Origin of the sequence: Bacillus sp. LJBS17 (assembly GCF_019334685.1) — a bacterium.
Taxonomy (GTDB): domain Bacteria; phylum Bacillota; class Bacilli; order Bacillales; family Bacillaceae; genus Bacillus; species Bacillus subtilis.
Genome location: NZ_CP079759.1, coordinates 3,095,023 through 3,114,914, shown reverse-complemented (window position 1 = coordinate 3,114,914; position 19,892 = coordinate 3,095,023). Strand labels below are relative to the sequence as shown.

Annotated in this window: 16 protein-coding genes, 1 tRNA gene and 1 pseudogene; 14 read left to right on the top strand and 4 right to left on the bottom strand. The window is 43.1% G+C overall.

The window, feature by feature from the left end:
- Positions 1 to 74 precede the first annotated feature (74 nt).
- The 8 genes and pseudogenes from mcpA to rhaA form a co-directional block, all read left to right on the top strand.
- Positions 75 to 1,118, top strand: a pseudogene (mcpA, locus tag KXZ66_RS22845) (methyl-accepting chemotaxis protein); the annotation flags it as partial.
- On the top strand, positions 1,113 to 2,063 hold the full coding sequence (locus KXZ66_RS22840) for a methyl-accepting chemotaxis protein (RefSeq protein WP_369877620.1): 951 nt from the start codon (positions 1,113 to 1,115) through the stop codon (positions 2,061 to 2,063). The pseudogene mcpA and the gene KXZ66_RS22840, both read left to right, overlap by 6 nt.
- A gap of 112 nt (positions 2,064 to 2,175) precedes the next feature.
- The gene (gene tlpB, locus KXZ66_RS16130; RefSeq protein WP_038828460.1) at positions 2,176 to 4,164 is read left to right on the top strand and encodes a methyl-accepting chemotaxis protein; all 1,989 of its coding nucleotides are present in this window, start codon (positions 2,176 to 2,178) and stop codon (positions 4,162 to 4,164) included.
- 136 nt (positions 4,165 to 4,300) lie between these two features.
- A complete protein-coding gene (locus KXZ66_RS16125) occupies positions 4,301 to 6,370 on the top strand; it encodes a bifunctional aldolase/short-chain dehydrogenase (RefSeq protein WP_151870087.1) in 2,070 nt (689 codons plus the stop codon).
- Positions 6,371 to 6,426: 56 nt separating this feature from the next.
- Positions 6,427 to 7,203 carry a rhamnose catabolism operon transcriptional regulator RhaR gene (rhaR, locus tag KXZ66_RS16120; protein ID WP_009968057.1) on the top strand — a complete coding sequence of 259 codons (777 nt, stop codon included), beginning with the start codon at positions 6,427 to 6,429 and terminating at the stop codon, positions 7,201 to 7,203.
- A 4-nt stretch (positions 7,204 to 7,207) separates the two neighbouring features.
- Complete coding sequence (gene rhaB, locus KXZ66_RS16115) at positions 7,208 to 8,665, top strand: rhamnulokinase (protein ID WP_070547688.1); 1,458 nt, start codon at positions 7,208 to 7,210, stop codon at positions 8,663 to 8,665.
- A 17-nt stretch (positions 8,666 to 8,682) separates the two neighbouring features.
- Positions 8,683 to 8,997 (top strand): L-rhamnose mutarotase, encoded by a 315-nt coding sequence (rhaM, locus tag KXZ66_RS16110; protein WP_021480470.1) that lies wholly within the window; start codon positions 8,683 to 8,685, stop codon positions 8,995 to 8,997.
- A 25-nt stretch (positions 8,998 to 9,022) separates the two neighbouring features.
- On the top strand, positions 9,023 to 10,297 hold the full coding sequence (rhaA, locus tag KXZ66_RS16105; RefSeq protein ID WP_151870088.1) for an L-rhamnose isomerase: 1,275 nt from the start codon (positions 9,023 to 9,025) through the stop codon (positions 10,295 to 10,297).
- Positions 10,298 to 10,337: 40 nt separating this feature from the next.
- Here rhaA and iolU read toward each other — a convergent pair whose 3' ends face one another.
- Positions 10,338 to 11,324: a scyllo-inositol 2-dehydrogenase gene (iolU, locus tag KXZ66_RS16100; protein ID WP_041850599.1), complete on the bottom strand. Its 987-nt coding sequence runs from the start codon at positions 11,322 to 11,324 to the stop codon at positions 10,338 to 10,340.
- A 181-nt stretch (positions 11,325 to 11,505) separates the two neighbouring features.
- On the opposite strand from iolU, the gene KXZ66_RS16095 reads away from it, so the two are divergent.
- The 3 genes from KXZ66_RS16095 to KXZ66_RS16085 all read left to right on the top strand — a co-directional run bounded on the left by KXZ66_RS16095 (position 11,506) and on the right by KXZ66_RS16085 (position 13,774).
- A complete protein-coding gene (locus KXZ66_RS16095) occupies positions 11,506 to 12,672 on the top strand; it encodes an AI-2E family transporter (protein WP_021480467.1) in 1,167 nt (388 codons plus the stop codon).
- A gap of 92 nt (positions 12,673 to 12,764) precedes the next feature.
- Positions 12,765 to 13,595 (top strand): undecaprenyl-diphosphate phosphatase, encoded by an 831-nt coding sequence (locus tag KXZ66_RS16090; RefSeq protein WP_014477785.1) that lies wholly within the window; start codon positions 12,765 to 12,767, stop codon positions 13,593 to 13,595.
- Positions 13,596 to 13,701: 106 nt separating this feature from the next.
- A tRNA-Ala gene (locus tag KXZ66_RS16085) sits at positions 13,702 to 13,774 on the top strand.
- A gap of 106 nt (positions 13,775 to 13,880) precedes the next feature.
- Here KXZ66_RS16085 and cdoA read toward each other — a convergent pair.
- Positions 13,881 to 14,366 (bottom strand): cysteine dioxygenase, encoded by a 486-nt coding sequence (cdoA, locus tag KXZ66_RS16080; protein WP_021480465.1) that lies wholly within the window; start codon positions 14,364 to 14,366, stop codon positions 13,881 to 13,883.
- Between the two features lie 502 nt (positions 14,367 to 14,868).
- On the opposite strand from cdoA, the gene KXZ66_RS16075 reads away from it, so the two are divergent.
- The 3 genes from KXZ66_RS16075 (at position 14,869) to KXZ66_RS16065 (ending at position 17,785) form a co-directional block, all read left to right on the top strand.
- A complete protein-coding gene (locus KXZ66_RS16075; RefSeq protein ID WP_151870089.1) occupies positions 14,869 to 16,404 on the top strand; it encodes an MFS transporter in 1,536 nt (511 codons plus the stop codon).
- A gap of 160 nt (positions 16,405 to 16,564) precedes the next feature.
- Complete coding sequence (gene lytG, locus KXZ66_RS16070) at positions 16,565 to 17,413, top strand: exo-glucosaminidase LytG (RefSeq protein WP_031315317.1); 849 nt, start codon at positions 16,565 to 16,567, stop codon at positions 17,411 to 17,413.
- Between the two features lie 108 nt (positions 17,414 to 17,521).
- A complete protein-coding gene (locus KXZ66_RS16065) occupies positions 17,522 to 17,785 on the top strand; it encodes a YiaA/YiaB family inner membrane protein (RefSeq protein WP_003222348.1) in 264 nt (87 codons plus the stop codon).
- Positions 17,786 to 17,819: 34 nt separating this feature from the next.
- Here KXZ66_RS16065 and ktrB read toward each other — a convergent pair whose 3' ends face one another.
- Both ktrB and ktrA read right to left on the bottom strand, forming a co-directional pair.
- On the bottom strand, positions 17,820 to 19,157 hold the full coding sequence (gene ktrB / locus KXZ66_RS16060) for a Ktr system potassium transporter KtrB (RefSeq protein WP_003228940.1): 1,338 nt from the start codon (positions 19,155 to 19,157) through the stop codon (positions 17,820 to 17,822).
- A gap of 6 nt (positions 19,158 to 19,163) precedes the next feature.
- The gene (gene ktrA / locus KXZ66_RS16055) at positions 19,164 to 19,832 is read right to left on the bottom strand and encodes a potassium uptake protein KtrA (RefSeq protein ID WP_003228942.1); all 669 of its coding nucleotides are present in this window, start codon (positions 19,830 to 19,832) and stop codon (positions 19,164 to 19,166) included.
- Positions 19,833 to 19,892 lie beyond the last annotated feature (60 nt).

Below are 19,892 nucleotides of genomic sequence, written 5' to 3'. Positions count from 1 at the left end.
ATTTCTTCTTTTTTGCTGTATATATTTACCCATTTCCAGCCGATATGAAGGGTAGCATAAAAAAGGAGAAATGAATGATGAAAAAAATACTCCAACTCATAAAACAAAGATCAATTACACGGAAGCTTCTCGTTTCCTTTCTGTCGATCCTCATCATACCGGTTGTCATATTGGCGATCTTTGCGTATCAATCGGCTAGCAGCTCACTCGACAGACAGATGATGGGGAGCGCATTGGAAAATGTACAGCAATTAAACGAAATCATTAACACCAGCATCGGCGAAAAAGAAAACAGTGCTGATTATTTCAGCGAATGGCTGACAAAAGAGAAATACAATGCAAAAAGCAATGCAAGCATTGCAGAGAAATTCTCACAATATATCAGCATTAACAAGGATGTAGAATCCATTTATACAAGTGACACAAAAGGGCACTTTACCCGCTATCCGGATCTTCCGATGCCAAGCGGCTATAATCCGGTTGAACGCGACTGGTACAAAAAAGCGGTTGCAAATAAAGGGAAAGTCGTGATCACAGACCCTTATAAAACCGCGTCGACAAATACGATGGTTGTGACAATCGCCCAGCAGACAAAAGATGGTTCAGGCGTTATCGCAATCAACATGACGATTGAAAATCTGCTGAAAACAACCAAAAAAGTCAACATCGGCACACAAGGCTACGCATTTATCATGACGAAGGACAAAAAAGTTGTCGCACACCCGAATGAAAAATCAGGAACTGAATTAAAAGGCGACTGGCTCGATAAGATGTTGAGTGCTGATAAAGGCGATTTTCAATACACCATGGATGGCGATAAGAAAAAAATGGCCTTTGACACAAACAAGTTGACGGGATGGAAGATCGGCGGCACCATGTATTTGGATGAAATCCATGAGGCAGCCCAGCCTGTCCTTCACCTTGCTTTAATTGTCTTGGCCGCAGCTATTATCATAGGGATTATCGTCATGACATTGATCATTCGGTCGATTACAACACCGCTGAAACAGCTTGTCGGTTCCTCTAAGCGGATCAGCGAGGGAGATTTGACGGAAACCATTGATATCCGTTCAAAAGATGAATTGGGCGAGCTCGGCAAAAGCTTTAACAATATGGCGTCGTCACTTCGTTCTCTCATACACGCCATCCAGGATTCGGTAGACAATGTTGCCGCTTCCTCTGAGGAGCTGACTGCATCAGCTGCGCAAACGAGCAAGGCAACAGAGCACATTACATTGGCGATTGAACAATTTTCTAACGGCAATGAAAAACAAAACGAAAACATTGAAACGGCAGCAGAGCACATTTATCAAATGAATGACGGGTTGACGAATATGGCTCAAGCTTCTGAAGTGATCACTGATTCATCTGTTCAATCGACAGAAATTGCAAGTGAAGGCGGCAAGCTTGTTCATCAAACCGTCGGCCAAATGAATGTCATTGACAAGTCCGTTAAAGAAGCGGAGCAAGTCGTACGCGGATTGGAAACGAAATCGAAAGATATTACAAACATTTTGCGTGTGATCAACGGCATCGCAGACCAGACGAACCTGCTTGCCTTAAACGCAGCAATTGAAGCAGCGCGCGCAGGCGAGTACGGCCGCGGCTTCTCCGTTGTAGCGGAAGAAGTAAGAAAACTGGCAGTACAGTCAGCAGATTCAGCAAAAGAGATTGAAGGATTAATCATCGAAATTGTGAAGGAAATCAATACATCACTCGGCATGTTCCAATCTGTCAATCAAGAGGTGCAGACAGGACTTGACATCACAGATAAAACAGAAATGAGCTTCAAACGCATTTCTGAAATGACGAACCAAATCGCCGGCGAACTGCAAAATATGAGTGCGACGGTTCAGCAGCTTTCTGCCAGCTCCGAAGAAGTTTCGGGAGCGTCTGAGCACATTGCATCGATTTCAAAAGAAAGCTCAGCGCATATACAAGATATCGCGGCGTCAGCTGAAGAGCAGCTAGCTTCCATGGAAGAAATCAGCTCGTCTGCAGAGACCCTTTCCTCTATGGCGGAAGAGCTTCGGGATATGACCAAACGATTCAAAATTGAATAATAAGCCTTAACACCCAAGCTTTTGCGCTTGGGTGTTTTTTTTAGTTTTTTTATTAAACCTTTTATCCTAGTTTGACGATATTAGATTTATCTTAAAGGAGGAGTCAACGAGAATGGGAAAATTCATACAATGGATCAAACAGCCATCGATCAGCAAACCGCTAATCGCTGCGTTTCTGGCAGTGCTTATTTTGCCGGTTGGGGTTTTAGCATATTTCAGTTATCAATCAGCTTGGAACGCGTTAGACAGAGAGCTCATAAGCAGTGCAAAGGGAAATGTTGAAGAACTAAACAGTACGCTGCAAAATAAATTAGAAGATAAAGTAAAAGCAATAGATTATTATAGTGAGACAGTTGATAAAGACATATTGTTAGGCAAAAACAAAACATTACTGAAAGAGAAATTTAAGCAGTACACGACACTTAACGACGATGTAGGCGCAATCTATGCTGCCTCAGAAGATAAGAAGCTTTATAAATATCCGGATAGCGGTGTTCCGAAAGGTTTCGATCCGACAGGACGTGACTGGTACAAACAGGCGGTTGCGGAAAAAGGACAGGCTGTTTTCTCAGAACCGTATACCGATGAAGCGACAGGAGATATCGTTGTCACAATTTCAAAACAATTAAAAGACGGTTCAGGGGTTATAGCGCTAGATTTAAACCTGGATGAAGTGCTTACTGCATCAAAAAGAATCAAAATCGGTAAAGAAGGCTTTGCATTTATTACGACAGGCAACAAAAAATATATCGCCCATCCGACCATTAAGCCGGGGACAACCGGTTCCGGCGATTGGACAAACCAAGTATATTCCAAAAAAGAAGGCTCATTTGAATATACATTCGAAGGCAAAGAAAAGAAAATGGCCTTTACGACAAATAAACTGACTGGCTGGAAAATCGCGGGCACATATTTTGTCAGTGAATTGCAAGATGCTTCAAGCCCGGTGCTGAACACTGCGGTTATCATTCTATGCGTGTCAATAGTAATCGGCGGCATACTCATACTCTATATTATCCGTGCCATCACCAAGCCGTTAAGAAAACTTGTCTCAACGTCTGCAAAAATCAGCAGCGGAGATCTCACAGAAGTCATTGACATTCACTCGAAAAACGAGTTTGGCCAGCTTGGCGAAAGCTTTAATGAAATGTCTGCATCATTGCGTTCTGTAATCGGCGTTATTCAAACGTCTGTAGAAAACGTCGCTTCATCTTCTGAGGAGCTGACAGCAAGCGCAGCCCAAACAAGCAAGGCAACTGAACATATTACACTTGCCATCGAACAGTTCTCAGATGGCAACGAGGCACAAAGCGAGAAACTGGAAACAAGCTCAAATCATCTTTCTCAAATGAACGAGGGGATTTCAAAAGTGGCTCAGGCCTCTTCAACCATTACGAAATCATCGATTCAGTCCTCTGAGGCAGCGGGCAGCGGAGAAAAGCTGGTGGAGCATACAGTCGGCCAGATGAAAACAATTGACCAATCCGTTCAAAAAGCGGAAGCGGTTGTGAAGGGCCTTGAAACAAAATCGCAAGACATCACAAGCATCTTGAATGTGATTAACGGCATTGCTGATCAAACCAACCTGCTTGCATTAAATGCTGCGATTGAGGCGGCAAGAGCGGGAGAATACGGAAGAGGTTTCTCAGTAGTTGCGGAAGAGGTTAGAAAACTTGCTGTACAATCAGCAGACTCCGCCAAGGAAATTGAAGGATTAATTCAAGAGATTGTCAGGGAAATCAGCACCTCACTTACAATGTTCCAATCCGTGAATCATGAAGTGAAAGAAGGCTTGCAGATTACGGATCAAACAGCGGAAAGCTTTAAACAAATCTATGAGATGACAACCCAAATTTCCGGCGAATTGCAAAACTTGAACGCGACGGTTGAACAACTGTCAGCCGGATCACAGGAAGTGTCAAGTGCTGTTGAAGATATTTCTGCAGTAGCGAAAGAAAGCTCAGCAGGCATTCAGGATATCGCAGCTTCGGCGGAAGAACAGCTTGCGTCCATGGAAGAAATCAGCTCTTCAGCGGAAACGTTGGCAAACATGGCGGAAGAACTTCAGGACATTACGAAGAAATTTAAAATAGAATCATAATGAAACGAGAAAGCGGCATATCTGCTGCTTTCTTTTTTGTTAGGAAGCAAAAATAAACAAAAACGATTCAAAAACAAACAGAAATCATATATAATGAAAACGGATACAAATAAAAGGGTATGGAGGAATATCAAATATGGCGAAACATATATGGGATTCAGAGCGAGCTGCACAGCTGCCTAAAGGTGTAGAGGAATTGGTGTACAGGTCCAATCTGATCGGGTCAGACCGCACTGTCTGCAACTGGGGCGGGGGGAATACATCTATGAAAATAACGGAAAAGGATTTTAGAGGCCGTGAAATAGAAGTCATGTGGGTAAAAGGAAGCGGTTCGGATTTGGCAACAATGAAAGCGCATAACTTTTCCGGTTTGAAATTAGAAGATATCCGCCCGCTGATTAAAAGGGACCAAATGCCCGATGAAGAAATGGTAGACTACCTGTCTCATTGTATGATAGACAGCAAACATCCCCGCCCTTCAATTGAAACGCTATTACACGCTTTTCTGCCATACAAACATGTTGACCATACCCATCCAGATGCGATTATCAGCATATGCTGTGCGGATAATGGAAAACAAATCGCTGAAGACATTTACGGAAATCGGTTTGTATGGGTCCCATACGTCCGTCCTGGATTTACTTTGTCTAAAATGATCGCTGAAGGCGTAGCAAACAATCCCCACGCCGAGCTTGTATTAATGGAGAAACACGGCTTAGTCACTTGGGGAGAGACGTCTGAAACATCTTATCAAAAAACGATATCCATCATTCAAGAAGCCGAGCAGTATATTAACGATCGTATCAATCAGCATGAGGTATTCGGAGGCAAAAGGTATCAGCCTCTGCCGGAGGATAAAAGAAAACAAATCTTGGCAGGCATCATGCCTGTGATCAGAGGAGCAGTAAGTGAAGAAAAGAAAATGATCCTTTCCTATGATGATCATGACGATGTCTTGGAATTTGTAAACAGTGTCCAAGCGCCAGCACTTTCGCAAATCGGTGCGGCATGCCCGGATCACCTTGTTCACACAAAACGGGTTCCGCTGTACATTGATTGGAATCCGGAAACTCAAGATGTGCACAAGCTTGCGGATCTGATCAAGTCAGGAGTCGAGACCTTTACATCAGAGTATCAGGCTTACTTTACACGCAATCAGCAGGATGGGGATCAAATCTTTGAATCCGCCCCGCGGGTGATATTGATTCCTGGAATCGGAATGGTGAATACAGGAAAAAGTTATGCGATGTCTAAAGTAAGCGGGGCTTTATATCGGAGGGCCATCGCCGTAATGAAAGGAGCAACCGCTCTGGGGCAATTTGTTTCTTTACATGAAAATGAGTCCTACCATGTCGAATATTGGCCGCTCGAACTATATAAACTCACGCTGGCCCCGCCGGAAGCAGAATTTTCCCGAAAAGTAGCGCTGATAACTGGAGGAGCCGGCGGAATCGGCAGTGCGGCATGCCGCCGATTTGCAGCTGAGGGAGGGCACGTGATCGTAGCTGATCTGAATATAGAAGGCGCACAGAAAATTGCCGGGGAAATAAACGATGCATACGGAAAAGGACGGGCAATGGCTGTCAAAATGGATGTGACAAAGGAGGAAGACGTACAGTCAGCTTTTGAACGAGCGGCGCTTGCTTACGGCGGCATTGATATCGTCGTCAATAATGCCGGGCTGGCCACATCAAGCCCATTTGACGAAACAAGTCTAAAAGAATGGAATCTTAATATGAATGTTTTAGGAACAGGCTATTTCCTTGTAGCCCGTGAAGCGTTTAAACAGATGAAACATCAAAATAGAGGCGGAAGCATGGTATTTGTCGGATCGAAAAATTCGGTTTATGCGGGAAAAAACGCCTCTGCCTACAGCTCTGTTAAGGCGCTTGAAACCCATTTAGCAAGATGCATCGCAGCAGAAGGCGGAGAATTCGGCATTAGGGTCAACTCCGTTTTGCCTGATGCAGTTCTTCAAGGATCGGCAATCTGGGGTTCAAGCTGGCGTGAGGAACGAGCCGCGGCGTACGGGATTGAACCGGATCAGCTGGAGGAACATTACCGGAAACGGACAGCATTGCTCGTCAATATTTACCCGGAGGATATTGCCGAAGCCATTGCATTCTTCGCTTCTTCCAAAGCCGAAAAAACAACGGGCTGCATGATCACGGTAGACGGCGGCGTCCCTGCTGCTTTTACGCGTTAGATATATGCTATGATAAAAATATAAGACGGACTACGATATGAGGAAGGGCGTTACCGATGCTAGTAGCAGAACGGCAGCAAAAAATAGTGGAAATAGTAAATATGCGTTCAAGCATCCGCGTTTCCGAATTAAGTGACATTTTTTCAGTCACAGAGGAAACCATTCGGCGTGATCTTGAAAAGCTTGAAAAAGAACATAAACTGAGCCGGAGCCACGGAGGAGCGGTCAGTATTCAGCAGAAGGAATCAGAAATTCATTTTTCTGAACGGGAAATCACGAATGTCATCGAAAAAAAAGCCATCGCTCACGAAGCGGCCAAATATGTAAAAAGCGGAGACCGAATCATTCTCGATGCAAGCACAACCGCTTGGTACATGGCAAAAATACTCCCTGACATTGAGCTCACCGTGATTACAAACTCAATGAAAGCAGCTATTGAACTCAGTAATAAAGAAAACATATCAGTCATTTCAACAGGCGGCATTTTGCTGGAAAAATCATTATCATTTGCCGGCCCGTTAGCAGAGCGTTCACTTGAGACCTATCATGTCAATAAAACCTTTCTGTCATGTAAGGGATTTGACGTACACAACGGGATGAGTGATTCAAATGAGTGGCAGGCGCTGCTCAAAAAACGGATGATCGAAAGGTCGGACCAGACCATTTTGATGGCCGATTCAAGCAAATGGGGGAACCGCGAGTTTTCACATATCGCCTCGCTGCAAGATGTCAGCCGCCTTATTACGGATTCTGGACTTGATCCGGCATCGGTAAAAGCTCTTGAGGACAAAAAGGTGAAGGTGACAGCTGTTCCTCTTTCGAAGAGAGGGTGAAAGGATGATTTATACTGCCATTGATGTAGGCGCATCAAGCGGGAGAATCATGGTAGGTGAACTGAATGAAGGGAAGCTTGACATACAAGAGATTCACAGGTTCGCTAACGGTTTCAGTCAAAGAGACGGGCATTGCTTATGGGATATTGATCATTTGCTAAAACAAATCCTGCAAGGACTGCAAAAAGTAAAGACGCTTGGGTATGAACACTGCACCGTAGGCATTGATACTTGGGCAGTTGATTATGTCTTACTGGACGAAAAAGGCGATCGGTTGCGGGAAGCAATCTCCTACCGTGATAGAAGAACAGATCACACAATAGACAAACTGGAACATACCCTCTCAAAAGCCGCAATTTATCAAAAAACAGGAATACAATTTCAGCCTTTCAACACGATCTATCAATTGTTTGAAGAAGACCGTGAGCTGCTGAAAAAGACAGACAAAATTATGATGATTCCTGATTATTTAGGCTATTGTTTAACCGGAAAAGCTGTAACGGAAATCACAAACGCGTCCACAACACAGCTTTTAAACGTCTCAACGGGAAATCTTGATCCTGAATTGCTTGAAGCCGTGTCTGTTCTGGAACAGCAATTTGCGCCGCTCACTGAACCGGGGTGTGAACTCGGGAAGCTAAGAAATGAGTGGTTCCCGGATTATGATCTCCCGGCGTGCAAGGTGATGACAGTCGCAACACATGATACGGCCTCGGCCGTCATTGCGGCGCCAGGCGTAAATGATGGCTGGGCGTATATCAGCAGCGGAACATGGTCGTTAATCGGGGTTGAAAACAAAACACCGATAATAACTGATCTGGCTTTAGAAAACAACTATACAAATGAACGCGGCGCAAACAACACCATTCGCTTTCTCAAAAACATTATCGGCATGTGGGCGATACAAGAAGTCAGACAGCAGTTACAAGCAGATTACTCTTTCCAGCAGCTTGCAGAAGAAGCCAAAAAAACAGAACCATTCCAGCAATTTATAAACTTAAATGATAAACGATTCCTGAATCCAGAAAACATGATAAAGGAAATACAACATTATTGCAGACAAACCCGCCAAAAGATTCCCCGCACTGCAGGCGAACTTGCCTGCTGCATCTACAGCAATTTAGCCATCATCTATGCGATAGCCATCAAAGAGCTCGAAACAATCACAGAAAAACCGATCGAGCAATTTCATATCATCGGCGGCGGAGCCCGGAATGATTTCTTAAATCAATTAACGGCAGACATGAGTGGAAAAGCGGTATATGCAGGGCCGATAGAGGCAACTGCCACCGGAAATCTTTTGATGCAAATGATTGCTGCCAAAGAAGTCAAAGACATAAAAGAAGCCCGGCAAGTCGTCAGAAATTCCTTTCCGATCAAAGTGTTTACACCTAAAGACATTGACAGAAGCACCATCATTCAGTCCTTTCAGCAAACCGTTTTGAAAGCGCTATCTAAATGATGAAGAGGTGAAAAGGTTTGAAAAGAAAAGCCAGTATCATGTTTGTCCATCAAGACAAGTACGAAGAATACAACCAGCGGCATGATGACATTTGGCCTGAGATGGCAGAAGCACTCAAAGCTCATGGAGCACACCATTATTCCATTTTTCTAGACGAGGAAACAGGCAGGCTTTTTGCATATTTAGAAATAGAGGATGAAGAGAAATGGAGAAAGATGGCGGACACGGAAGTTTGCCAAAGATGGTGGAAATCGATGGCGCCATTAATGAAAACAAATTCGGATTTCAGTCCTGTTGCGATAGATCTAAAGGAAGTTTTTTATTTGGATTAAAAAACTGATAAAGGGAGAGAGCCGCATGACCATAAAAGCCAATTATGACAGTGCAAAACAGGCATATGAAAAATGGGGAATTGATGTTGAAGAGGCGCTTCGGCAATTAGAGCAAGTGCCCATTTCGATCCACTGCTGGCAGGGTGACGACATTGAAGGCTTTGAAGTAAATAAGGGCGAGCTTTCAGGCGGAATTGACGTGACCGGCAATTATCCCGGAAAAGCGCAAACTCCTGAAGAATTAAGAAGAGATTTGGAGAAGGCTCTTTCTCTCATTCCTGGAAAGCACCGCGTAAACCTGCATGCGATATACGCAGAAACAAACAGGGAAGCGGTAGAACGTGACGAATTGAAGCCGCAGCATTTTGAAAACTGGGTGAAATGGGCAAAAAACCTTGGTCTCGGTTTAGATTTTAATCCAACCTTGTTTTCGCATGAGAAAGCGGCTGACGGACTCACCCTTTCACACCCTGATCCGGACATCAGAGAATTTTGGATCAGGCATTGCATCGCTTGCCGCCGTATCGGGGAATACTTTGGGAAAGAATTAGGAACACCTTGCTTGACGAATATTTGGATTCCCGACGGCTATAAGGATATCCCCAGTGATAGGCTGACACCGCGTAAAAGACTAAAAGAATCACTGGATCGGATCTTCGCAGAGGAGATCAGTGCACATCACAATCTTGATTCAATCGAGAGCAAGCTGTTCGGGCTTGGCTCCGAATCATATGTTGTCGGATCTCATGAATTTTATTTAGCTTATGCTTTGACGAATCATAAGCTTTGTTTACTTGATACAGGCCATTTCCATCCGACTGAGACGGTATCAAACAAGATCTCGTCCATGCTGCTTTACACAGACAAGCTTGCCTTGCACGTATCGCGGCCTGTTCGTTGGGATAGCGACCATGTAGTGGTTTTGGATGATGAATTGAGAGAAATCGCTCTTGAAATTGTACGAAATCATGCTCTTGAGAAGGTCGCCATCGGTCTGGATTTTTTCGATGCCAGCATTAACCGTGTAGCCGCCTGGACCATCGGAACGAGAAATATGATCAAAGCTTTATTGTATGCCTTGCTTCTCCCGAACGGATATTTAAAACAATTGCAGGAAGAGGGCCGCTATACAGAAAGGCTGGCCCTGATGGAGGAATTCAAAACATATCCTTTCGGAGCCATCTGGGATTCCTACTGTGAGCAAATGGGCGTTCCGGTAAAAGAGGCATGGCTTCATGACATCAAAGAATATGAGCAACAGGTGCTTTTAAAAAGGAAGGCATCTTCTCCGATTGTCTAATAAAAAATCCGCCGCGGCATTTGCATGCGGGCGGATTTTTTTAAGCTTGATCAGCAGGGTATACAATCCCCATTTGCTTTCTTGCTTCTTCCATAATTTTTGCGGTGGTCAAAGACCGTTCAAATGTATTTTCTTCAGATTCCAGCTTATTCTCTTTTATGAGTGTGACAAATTCTTCTGCTTCATAGAACATCGCCGGTTTAGGATCAGGGATCGCGATGTTTTCAAGGCGGCCGTCCCGGTAGCGGATTTCAACACGTTCAGGCCGGTGAATTGTATCGATTACAATCGTCCCGTCTTCACCCTGGATTTCCGCCGGGGCATAGGAAGTAGAGATTTTGGAATGCATCAGAACAGCTTCGAACCCGTCGTAAGACAGAATGACAGTTCCTTCTCCGTCCACTCCGGAAGATAAAGCATATCCGTTTGCTTTTACATCCTTTGGCTCGCCAAACAACACAACAGCCGGATAAATACAATAGACGCCAATATCCATTAATGACCCATTGGAAAGCTCAGGCTGAAACGCATTCAAAACAGTTCCGCTTCTGAACGCGTCATATCGTGAGGAATACTGGCAGTAGCTTGCGGTAAATCTGCGGACAGTGCCGATTTTATGCAGGTGTTTTTTCAGCTCTTTGAAATTCGGCAGGAAAGTGGTCTTCATTGCTTCCATGAGAACAACACCGTTTGCCTTAGCCGCTGAGATCATCTCTTCTGTTTCTTTTGTATTCGAAGCAAACGGCTTCTCACAAAGCACATGCTTGCCATGGTTCATAAAGAGAACGGCTTGTTCCTTGTGAAGAGCGTTCGGGCTCGCTATGTATACGGCATCAAAGCAATCGCTCGCCGCCATTTCCTGAAGGTCTGAGAAGGCATGCGCAGCGTTGTGTTTAGCAGCAAACTCGCCAGCGCGTTCAGCCGATCTTGAATAAACAGCAGTCAGCTGAAAATCTTCGATATCCGCTGCTGACTCAAGAAAGCGGTCTGTAATCCAGTTGGTTCCTATTATTGCAAAACGTATCACTCGTATCGCTCCTTTTGCATGATATAGCTAAATTATAGCTTAAAAAGAACAAAATCACATGATAGATATAAATAGAATGTTAAAACCGTGAAAGCTTTTCCAGCAATTAACGGTTTTTATTTTTCATTATAGGGACGATAGTGTACAATTTAATTAAACTATGTATGACGGAGGAACGATAGTGGAGACGTTGCAAACATGGAGCGGCAGATTCAAGCGATTCTTCTTGGATAATAAGTTTGTTTTATTTTTGCTTGTGCTGCTGCTGATTGGTTTAAATATTCTAGTATTTACAAAAACATCATTTATTTTCACCCCGATTATTGTTCTGCTCAAAACGATATCACTTCCGATTATTTTGACAGGCATTGTTTTTTATCTGTTAAACCCAGTCGTCGATTTTCTGGAGAGAAGAAGAATAAGAAGAATCTATTCTATATTGCTGCTATATCTATTGGTTATCGGGCTGATCACGATCACGATCGTGTCGATCATTCCCTTCTTAAAAGAACAAATTATGAGTTTGATTGACAATATCCCGAGATATGTGGACGTCGTAGAAAATCAGACGAAACAGCTGATCGGCAGCAACTTCGTCAATCAGGCCCAGCAAACGATGAACATTAATATATCTGATCTTGCTACAAAGGTTTCGGATCAGGCAGCGACGATCGTGAACAGCACCTTTACCGGTGTTGGGAATTTTATCGGCGCACTGACTGAGATTATCATTTCGATCGTCACGGTTCCGTTTATTCTATTTTATTTGCTAAAAGACGGAAGAAAATTACCGGTCTACATACTGAAGTTTGTGCCGACTCGATTGAAAGAACAGACATATACAGTCTTAAGCGAAATGAATCATCGGTTAAGCTCTTATATCAGAGGCCAGATCATTGTCAGCTTCTGTATCGGGTTTTTGCTGTTTATCGGTTATTTGATTATCGGGCTGGATTATGCTTCATTGCTTGCAGTCATTGCGGCTTGCACAAGCATCGTTCCATATTTAGGGCCAACGATTGCCATTACGCCTGCGATTATTATTGCCATAGTGACATCGCCGCTCATGCTGCTTAAGCTGGTGATCGTTTGGACGATTGTTCAGCTGATTGAAGGGAAGCTGATCTCTCCGCAAATTATGGGAAAAAACCTTCACATCCATCCGATTACGATTATTTTTCTGCTGTTAACAGCCGGCAAGCTGTTTGGCGTTGTTGGAATCATTCTTGCGATTCCCGGCTATGCGGTTGCCAAAGTCATTACGACACATTTATTTGACTGGTTTAAAATGCAGTCACATTTATACGATGAAGAAAAAAATGAAAATACGTCGGGTCATAAAGTGTGATTTTCGTTTATAGTTATATAAGACGGGCTTTCCATTTATGGAAAGCTCCCGTTATGTAAAAAAATAAATGTCTAATGGGGAGAATCAAAATCATGACTCTATGGGAATTGTTTGTAGCCGCCATTTTAGGAATCGTAGAAGGATTAACAGAGTACGCGCCGGTTTCTTCGACAGGACATATGATCATAGTAGACGACATCTGGCTTAAATCAAGTAATCTGATGTCAGAAGAAGCTGCTAACTCATTCAAGGTGGTTATTCAGCTAGGCTCCATTTTAGCAGTAGCTATCGTGTTTAAAGACCGAATTTTAAATTTACTGGGCTTGAAAAAAAATATTACAAGCGACCAGGAGCAGGGACATAAATTAAGCATTGCCCAAATTGCCGTCGGACTCGTGCCTGCAGCTGTTCTCGGCTTTTTGTTTGAAGATTACATTGATGAATATTTATTTTCCGTTAAAACTGTGGCCATCGGTTTAATTGCCGGGGCAATCCTGATGCTTTTTGCTGACTGGGTCAATAAACGGAAAACAGCGACAGACACACTCGACCGCATTTCCTATAAACAGGCGATAGCCGTCGGCTTATTCCAATGTCTTGCCCTTTGGCCGGGTTTCTCGCGTTCGGGTTCAACCATTTCCGGCGGTGTTATTCTCGGATTAAACCACCGAGCTGCAGCCGACTTTACGTTTATTATGGCGATGCCGATCATGATGGGAGCCAGCTTTCTAAGCCTTGTGAAGCATTGGGACAGCTTAAGCTCGGATCTGATGCCGTTTTTCATCGTCGGCTTTATCTGTGCCTTTGTGGTCGCACTGTTTGTCGTCCGTTTCTTCTTAAGGCTGATTAACAAAATCAAACTTGTCCCATTTGCAATCTATCGAATTATTCTCGGTGTGATTTTACTTTTGATCATGATGTAAGTCGAAAATAAGGCTCTTTTACGAGCCTTATTTTTTCTGTCAATTCAAGAGGAAACAGCTTGTTTTTCAAAATAAAATCATCTATAATAAACATGACGTTACATACGGGGCCATAGCTCAGCTGGGAGAGCGCTACGCTGGCAGCGTAGAGGTCAGGGGTTCGAGCCCCCTTGGCTCCATACCTGTAAACCCTTATTCTATAAGGGTTTTTTTGTTTTGAGGAAAAGGTTTCATTCTCTGAATCCTCCAGTTGAGCGAAGTCAAAGTGAGCAGCTTATCTGTCAATCATGAATTTTCCAATACTTCCTTTTGTTCCTCAAAGACCGTCATGTCTTCCAAAGGAGGGGAGTAGACATGAAGAGACACCATTCGTTCAGATGTTGGATTGGACATTTTGTGAATTAAACCTTTGGTTGAAATAAGGCATTCTCCTTCGTGGACAAAGTATGAATTGGAGAGTTCTGCGTGTTCGCCGGCTGAGCGATAAATAGAATTAAGAAGCTTTCCTTCTAACACCATTGCACAACCAATGGATTGACCATGATCGTGTACTGTTGTCTCCTTGTTTGGCGGAATGTTAATCACGATAATTTCCAATTCATTATTTCGATAGATGGCATTTCGGCCGTAAGCGTATTGGTCTGGTTCCTTAATATACGGTTGACTCAATTTTGCTGCGTTTGGAATTTGTTTTAAAGACGTTGCTAAATCTTTAACCGATGGATTTTTCAAGCCGCTAAAAATGTCTTGGATACACTCATACAGTTCCATTCGTTTTTGCCTCCCGGAATATTTAGAATTTCCTTACATTGGTATTTCATAGGTTAATTCATGGTATTTACCCATATACAATTTAGAGGCGGCAAACGCCCAGTAAACACAAAAAAATGTGCGGCCAAAATGTTGTCTTATCACCAACTTATTCGAGTTTATTAGTGGGAATAGTGGGTTGAAAGGATTAAAACGGCCTGCTTTAATTCGCTTGAGGGAACGAGCAGGGATTCATAAGTGCAGTTCTAGACACAATATCGGGGAAAAGCTTTCAAGATTTCTATGTTGTGCTTGAAATTTACTCCATTGACAAAACACAATCGATTTGAAATAATATTTGATTATATGCTCATTCATTCACATAATTATAATAAAATAATATCATTTCCCCTGAAAGGGAGAATATTAGAATGAAAGCTAATGGTATGCAAAATCTATTAGCTTCTTTTGTTTTCAAAAAATGATGTGTTTCGCATGTATTCATATAGGAAGGGATGACAACATGAAGACAAAACACTATTGGGTGATTTCTTTGCTCGCCGTCTTAGCGGTCGGGCCGGGATTGATGTCTAACACGGCATTGTCGTCAGTTCAAGGCCTTGTTCAGAAAGCGGTTGGAACAAGTGTCTTCACATCAGTAAATCCGATATTGATCGGCAATATGGCCTTTGCCTTGTTAGTTCCGGCAGGACCGTTGCTGAGGAAAAAATTCGGTGCTCGTCCCGTCTATCTGGCTTCATTACCTGTCTTTATACTAGGTTCACTGCTCATCGCATGTTCAAGCGATGTTGCATTGATGGCGGCAGGACGCTTTTTACAGGGAGCGGCAACAGGTGTCATGCTGATGATTATGATTCCAATGCTTGTACTGTCATTCCCGATTGAACGCAGGAACTATGCACTGCTTGTGCTGATCGGGGGATTCTATGGTTCTGTTATCATCGGTACAATCCTGGGAACCATTGCAACAAGCTGCGGGCATTGGAGATGGCTGTTTTTCATCTTTGGCACCTTGTCCCTGATCGGTGTCGCGGTGAGCTATTTCTTTCTTCATGATGAGCATCACGGAGCGGCGGATCAAGAACAGCCGCTTGATCGTGCGGGAATTCTTTTATCTGTCTTCCTTGCCGCAGCCTCAGCGGTTTCATTCATTTTTCTGCAAAAATGGGGGCTGTCATCGGGTTATGTATGGATTGGTTTCGGGGTGACGTTATGTTTGCTCATTGGTCTATTGATTGTGGAATATAAAGTGAAAAACCCATTCATATCTATTAAACTGATGCTGCTGCCAAAACCGGTGCTTGGCTTATTGATCATAGCTGCAGGGACGATAACGGTAGCTGTCAGCCTGTCTGCTTTTCAAGGCTTGCTCCGTCAAATGTATGATATTTCTCAGGAGCATCTCATTCTTTTAAACTTGACTCTTTTAATCGGAGTAGCGATCGCGGCCATTTTGAGCGCTCTGTTTTATGATAAAGTCGGACCAGGGATGCTCGGTATTATCGGCGGACTCATTCTCGTCTTTGTGAATTTTCAATGGCTGCATATGCAGGATCGATCATCTCTTTATATGTTCGCGGCACTGTTTATCATGCTTGCAGCGGGAACAGGCCTGACAGTCGCCGCAGGGCTGATGGGAGCTGCCATGGGAGGCCCGCTGCCTGATTTGGTCAAGAGAATGACAGCTGTTCAGTTTTTAAGATTGTTTGTCTATATGGGAGTTCCTATTCTCATCGGCTTTTTCACGAAAAAAGATGCTGCCAGACAAAGCGGTTCGGTACAGGATTCTATGATGACTGCTTATCATGATCTCTTCTTCATTTCTTTTATCCTTAGCGTGCTGCTCGTCTGCCTGTCATTTTGTATGAATGCCACTGGAATGGGGCACAAGCTGGCACATAAACCACATGATAAAGCGAAAGCAGCTCCGGAAAAACCGGCCGTTTCAGCAGAAGGTTTGTCGAAGGCAACTGTCAAATCATATAAAGTAATAAATGATACGGAATATCGTAATGCACTCAGAAATTTACAAAAATAGAAACATGGTAAAAACCTTTTCATTGAGCGAAAAGGTTTTTATTTTGCAATCTTTTCCCAACTTTATCCCTAAAGAATTGAAAAATATTAGAAGTGCAAGTAAAATTCTAAAAGGTAGATTCTTTTACATTCGTAATCTTTTAATTCGAAGGAAGGTTTTCATGGCCCGTAAAAAACTTAAAAAACGTAAACTCTTGATTTCACTATTTTTCATTGTATCGATTCCGCTAGCTCTGTTTGTTTTAGCGACAACTTTATCAAAACCGATTGAAACATCCAAAGAAACTGAAGAAATCGATGAACAGCAAGTATTTATAGACAGTCTGTCCGGACATGCCCAAATTTTGTATGAAAAATACCATGTTCTCCCCAGCATCACAATTGCTCAGGCCATTCTCGAATCGGACTGGGGGAACAGTGAACTGGCTGCTAAGGCCAACAACCTTTTTGGCGTAAAAGGGAATTATAAAGGCCATCATGTCACGATGGAAACGGACGAAGTTGAAAAAGGGAAAAGAAAAACCATTCGCGCGAAGTTTCGAAAATACAGCACGTTTTTTGAATCTATGGATGATCACGCCCAATTGTTCGTTCGTGGCACATCGTGGAATAAAAAGAAGTATAAACCGGTGCTTGAGGCAGGGAATTATAAGGAAGCGGCAACCGCCCTGCAAACATCAGGATATGCTACAGATCCTGACTATGCTGACAAAATCAGCGCTATTGTGGAAAAATACGATTTAGATGAGTACGATGAGGTAAATCCATCCCTCAAATCTGTGGATTTAAACGCCTCTATTAAAGACAGTGCCGTTCAAGACGTATGGTCCAAGCCCTCTACTGATGATCGGTCCATAAGGCTTACCTCTGCCCAATCTTACGTCGGCAAAGACATAAAGGTTGTGTCTAGAAAACAGAAAGGCCAGTCTGTATGGTACCAATTCCAAATCAATGATAAACTTATCGGCTGGATTGATGATTCAGCTGTTGAAATAAAGGAGGCAACCTAAGCCCTTTTTACTGGTATTTTTAATTCTTTGTTCCATTACGGGGAATTTGAGGTATAATATTCCACGGAAGTTATCACTTTTTAACTATGCTTTCGGGAGGGAACAAAGGTGCAGAAATATAGACGCAGAAACACGGTTGCCTTTACAGTATTAGCTTATTTTACTTTTTTTGCGGGAGTATTTTTGTTTAGTATCGGACTCTATAATGCTGATAACCTGGAACTCAATGAAAAAGGTTATTACATCGCTGTTATGATACTTGTAGCAGTTGGTGCGATTCTTACACAAAAAGTAACCCGTGATAACGCGGAGGATAATGAAATCATCGCGGAACAGGAAAAAAGACAAAATCAATCTCATATCGAATCATAAAAAATCCGGCGACTGCACGCCGGATTTTTTGATATCACCCTGTAAACACTTCGCCGTCAGGGTAACGGATATTTGATTGCTCTGTTTTTGCGAATGAAAACACGAACGTTAAAGGACCAATTCTTCCGATAAACATGATGACAATAATGATACACTTGCCAGCTGTTGTCAGTTCAGGAGTAAGCCCCATCGTAAGGCCGACAGTTCCGAATGCGGAAAAGGTTTCAAACACAATTTGAAGAAATGGCGCTTGTTCTGTGATCGTCAGGGCGAAAATCCCTAAAAACACGATGAACAAACTGGTGACGCTCACAGCTAAAGCTTTAATGATAATCGGATATTTGATGGAACGGCGGAAAATAACCGTTTCTTTTTTACCTCTCAAGTAAGCAATAACAGATGTTAAAATCACGATGAACGTAGTCAGCTTAATGCCGCTCGCCGTTGATGCGCTTCCTGCTCCGATAAACATCAATAATAAAGTAAATACAATTGTTCCTTCTCTCATGCTTCCAAAATCTAGAGAATTGAAGCCTGCGGTTCTCGGCGTCACTGCCTGAAAATAGGACGCCCACAGTTTATCCACTATATGCAGGTGGCCGAGCGTGCCGGGGTTGCTGTATTCTAAAATAAAGACCGTAAGCATAGCAATCGCATTCAACATCAGCGTTCCTGTAAGCATGAGCTTTGTATGTAAAGAAAAAGCTTTAAAACGCCGATTTTTCATCACATCAAACAGAACCGTAAATCCGATCCCTCCTGTAATAAATAAGAAAGTAATCACGAGGTTCACTGTAGGATCGCCAACGTAGCTCATCAAATTATCAGGCCACAACGAAAACCCGGCATTGTTAAAAGCAGATATTGCGTGAAACAAACTTGCAAACAAGCCGGATGACCAGCCGTACTGAGGTACAAGCCGGATGGATAAAATGAGTGCTGCTATCAATTCAATACTGATCGAAAACAGAAACAAGACTTTGACAAGGCCAATGACACCGCCGATTGTCGGCTGGTTTAAGGCTTCCTGGACGAGCATTCGTTCTTTTAAGCCGATTTTTTTTCCTAATATCATGACGATCAAGACCGCAAATGTCATAAATCCAAGCCCGCCAATCTGAATCAGCCCCATAATAACTGTTTGCCCGAATACCGTAAATTGAGTGCCGGTATCGACAACAGCAAGCCCTGTAACAGTTGTAGCGGAAGCCGCAGTAAAAAGGGCATCTATCCATGACAATGGCTTCGTAGTGGAAATCGGAAGCATTAATAGGACAGCCCCGATGATAATGGTAAGGAAAAAACCAATGGCAAGCACTTGAGGCGGTGTAAACCGAACCCATTTGATCACTTTATCCTTTTGAAGTGTCACCTTTGTCTACATCCCTTCGTTTTCAAAACGTTTAATATCCTTTTTGTGGCCCATGATCACCAGGCAATCTTGCTCGTGAATGATGTCTTCAGGCGCGGGGGAAAGACAGATATCTCCATGATGTTTGATGGCCAGGATCGTGCAGCCGTACTTTGCTCTTACATTCAGGTCAATAATCGATTTTGAATCAAGCTTGCGCGTAGCCAGCAGCTCGACAATACTGTATTCATCAGATAGATCAATGTAATTCAAAACATTCTCGTCTGAAAGGCTTTGTGCGATTTTAACCCCCATATCTTTTTCAGGATGAATAATGCGGTCAGCGCCGATTTTTTCAAGCACCTTGTGATGATAATAGTTTTGAGCCTTTACCCAAATATTTGGAATATCAAGCTCCTTTAATAATAGGGTGGTCAGCGTACTCGCTTGAATATTTGCTCCGATGGCAACAATCACATATTCAAAATTGCGTATTCCTAATGAAAGCAATTCGTTTTCTTCGGTGGCGTTGGCAATTACCGCATGAGTGGCGTAAGAAGCATATGCATTGACCTTTTCTTCGTTGATATCAACCGCAAGGACCTCATGCCCCATTCTATGAAGTTCTTTACAAATGCTGCCGCCAAACCGGCCCAGCCCGATCACGGCAAATTGCTTATTTTTAATTCTTCCCAATGTTCATATCTCCCTTAGTGAATTAACGTTTTTGAAGCAAAAAAGACCATTGCAAAGAAT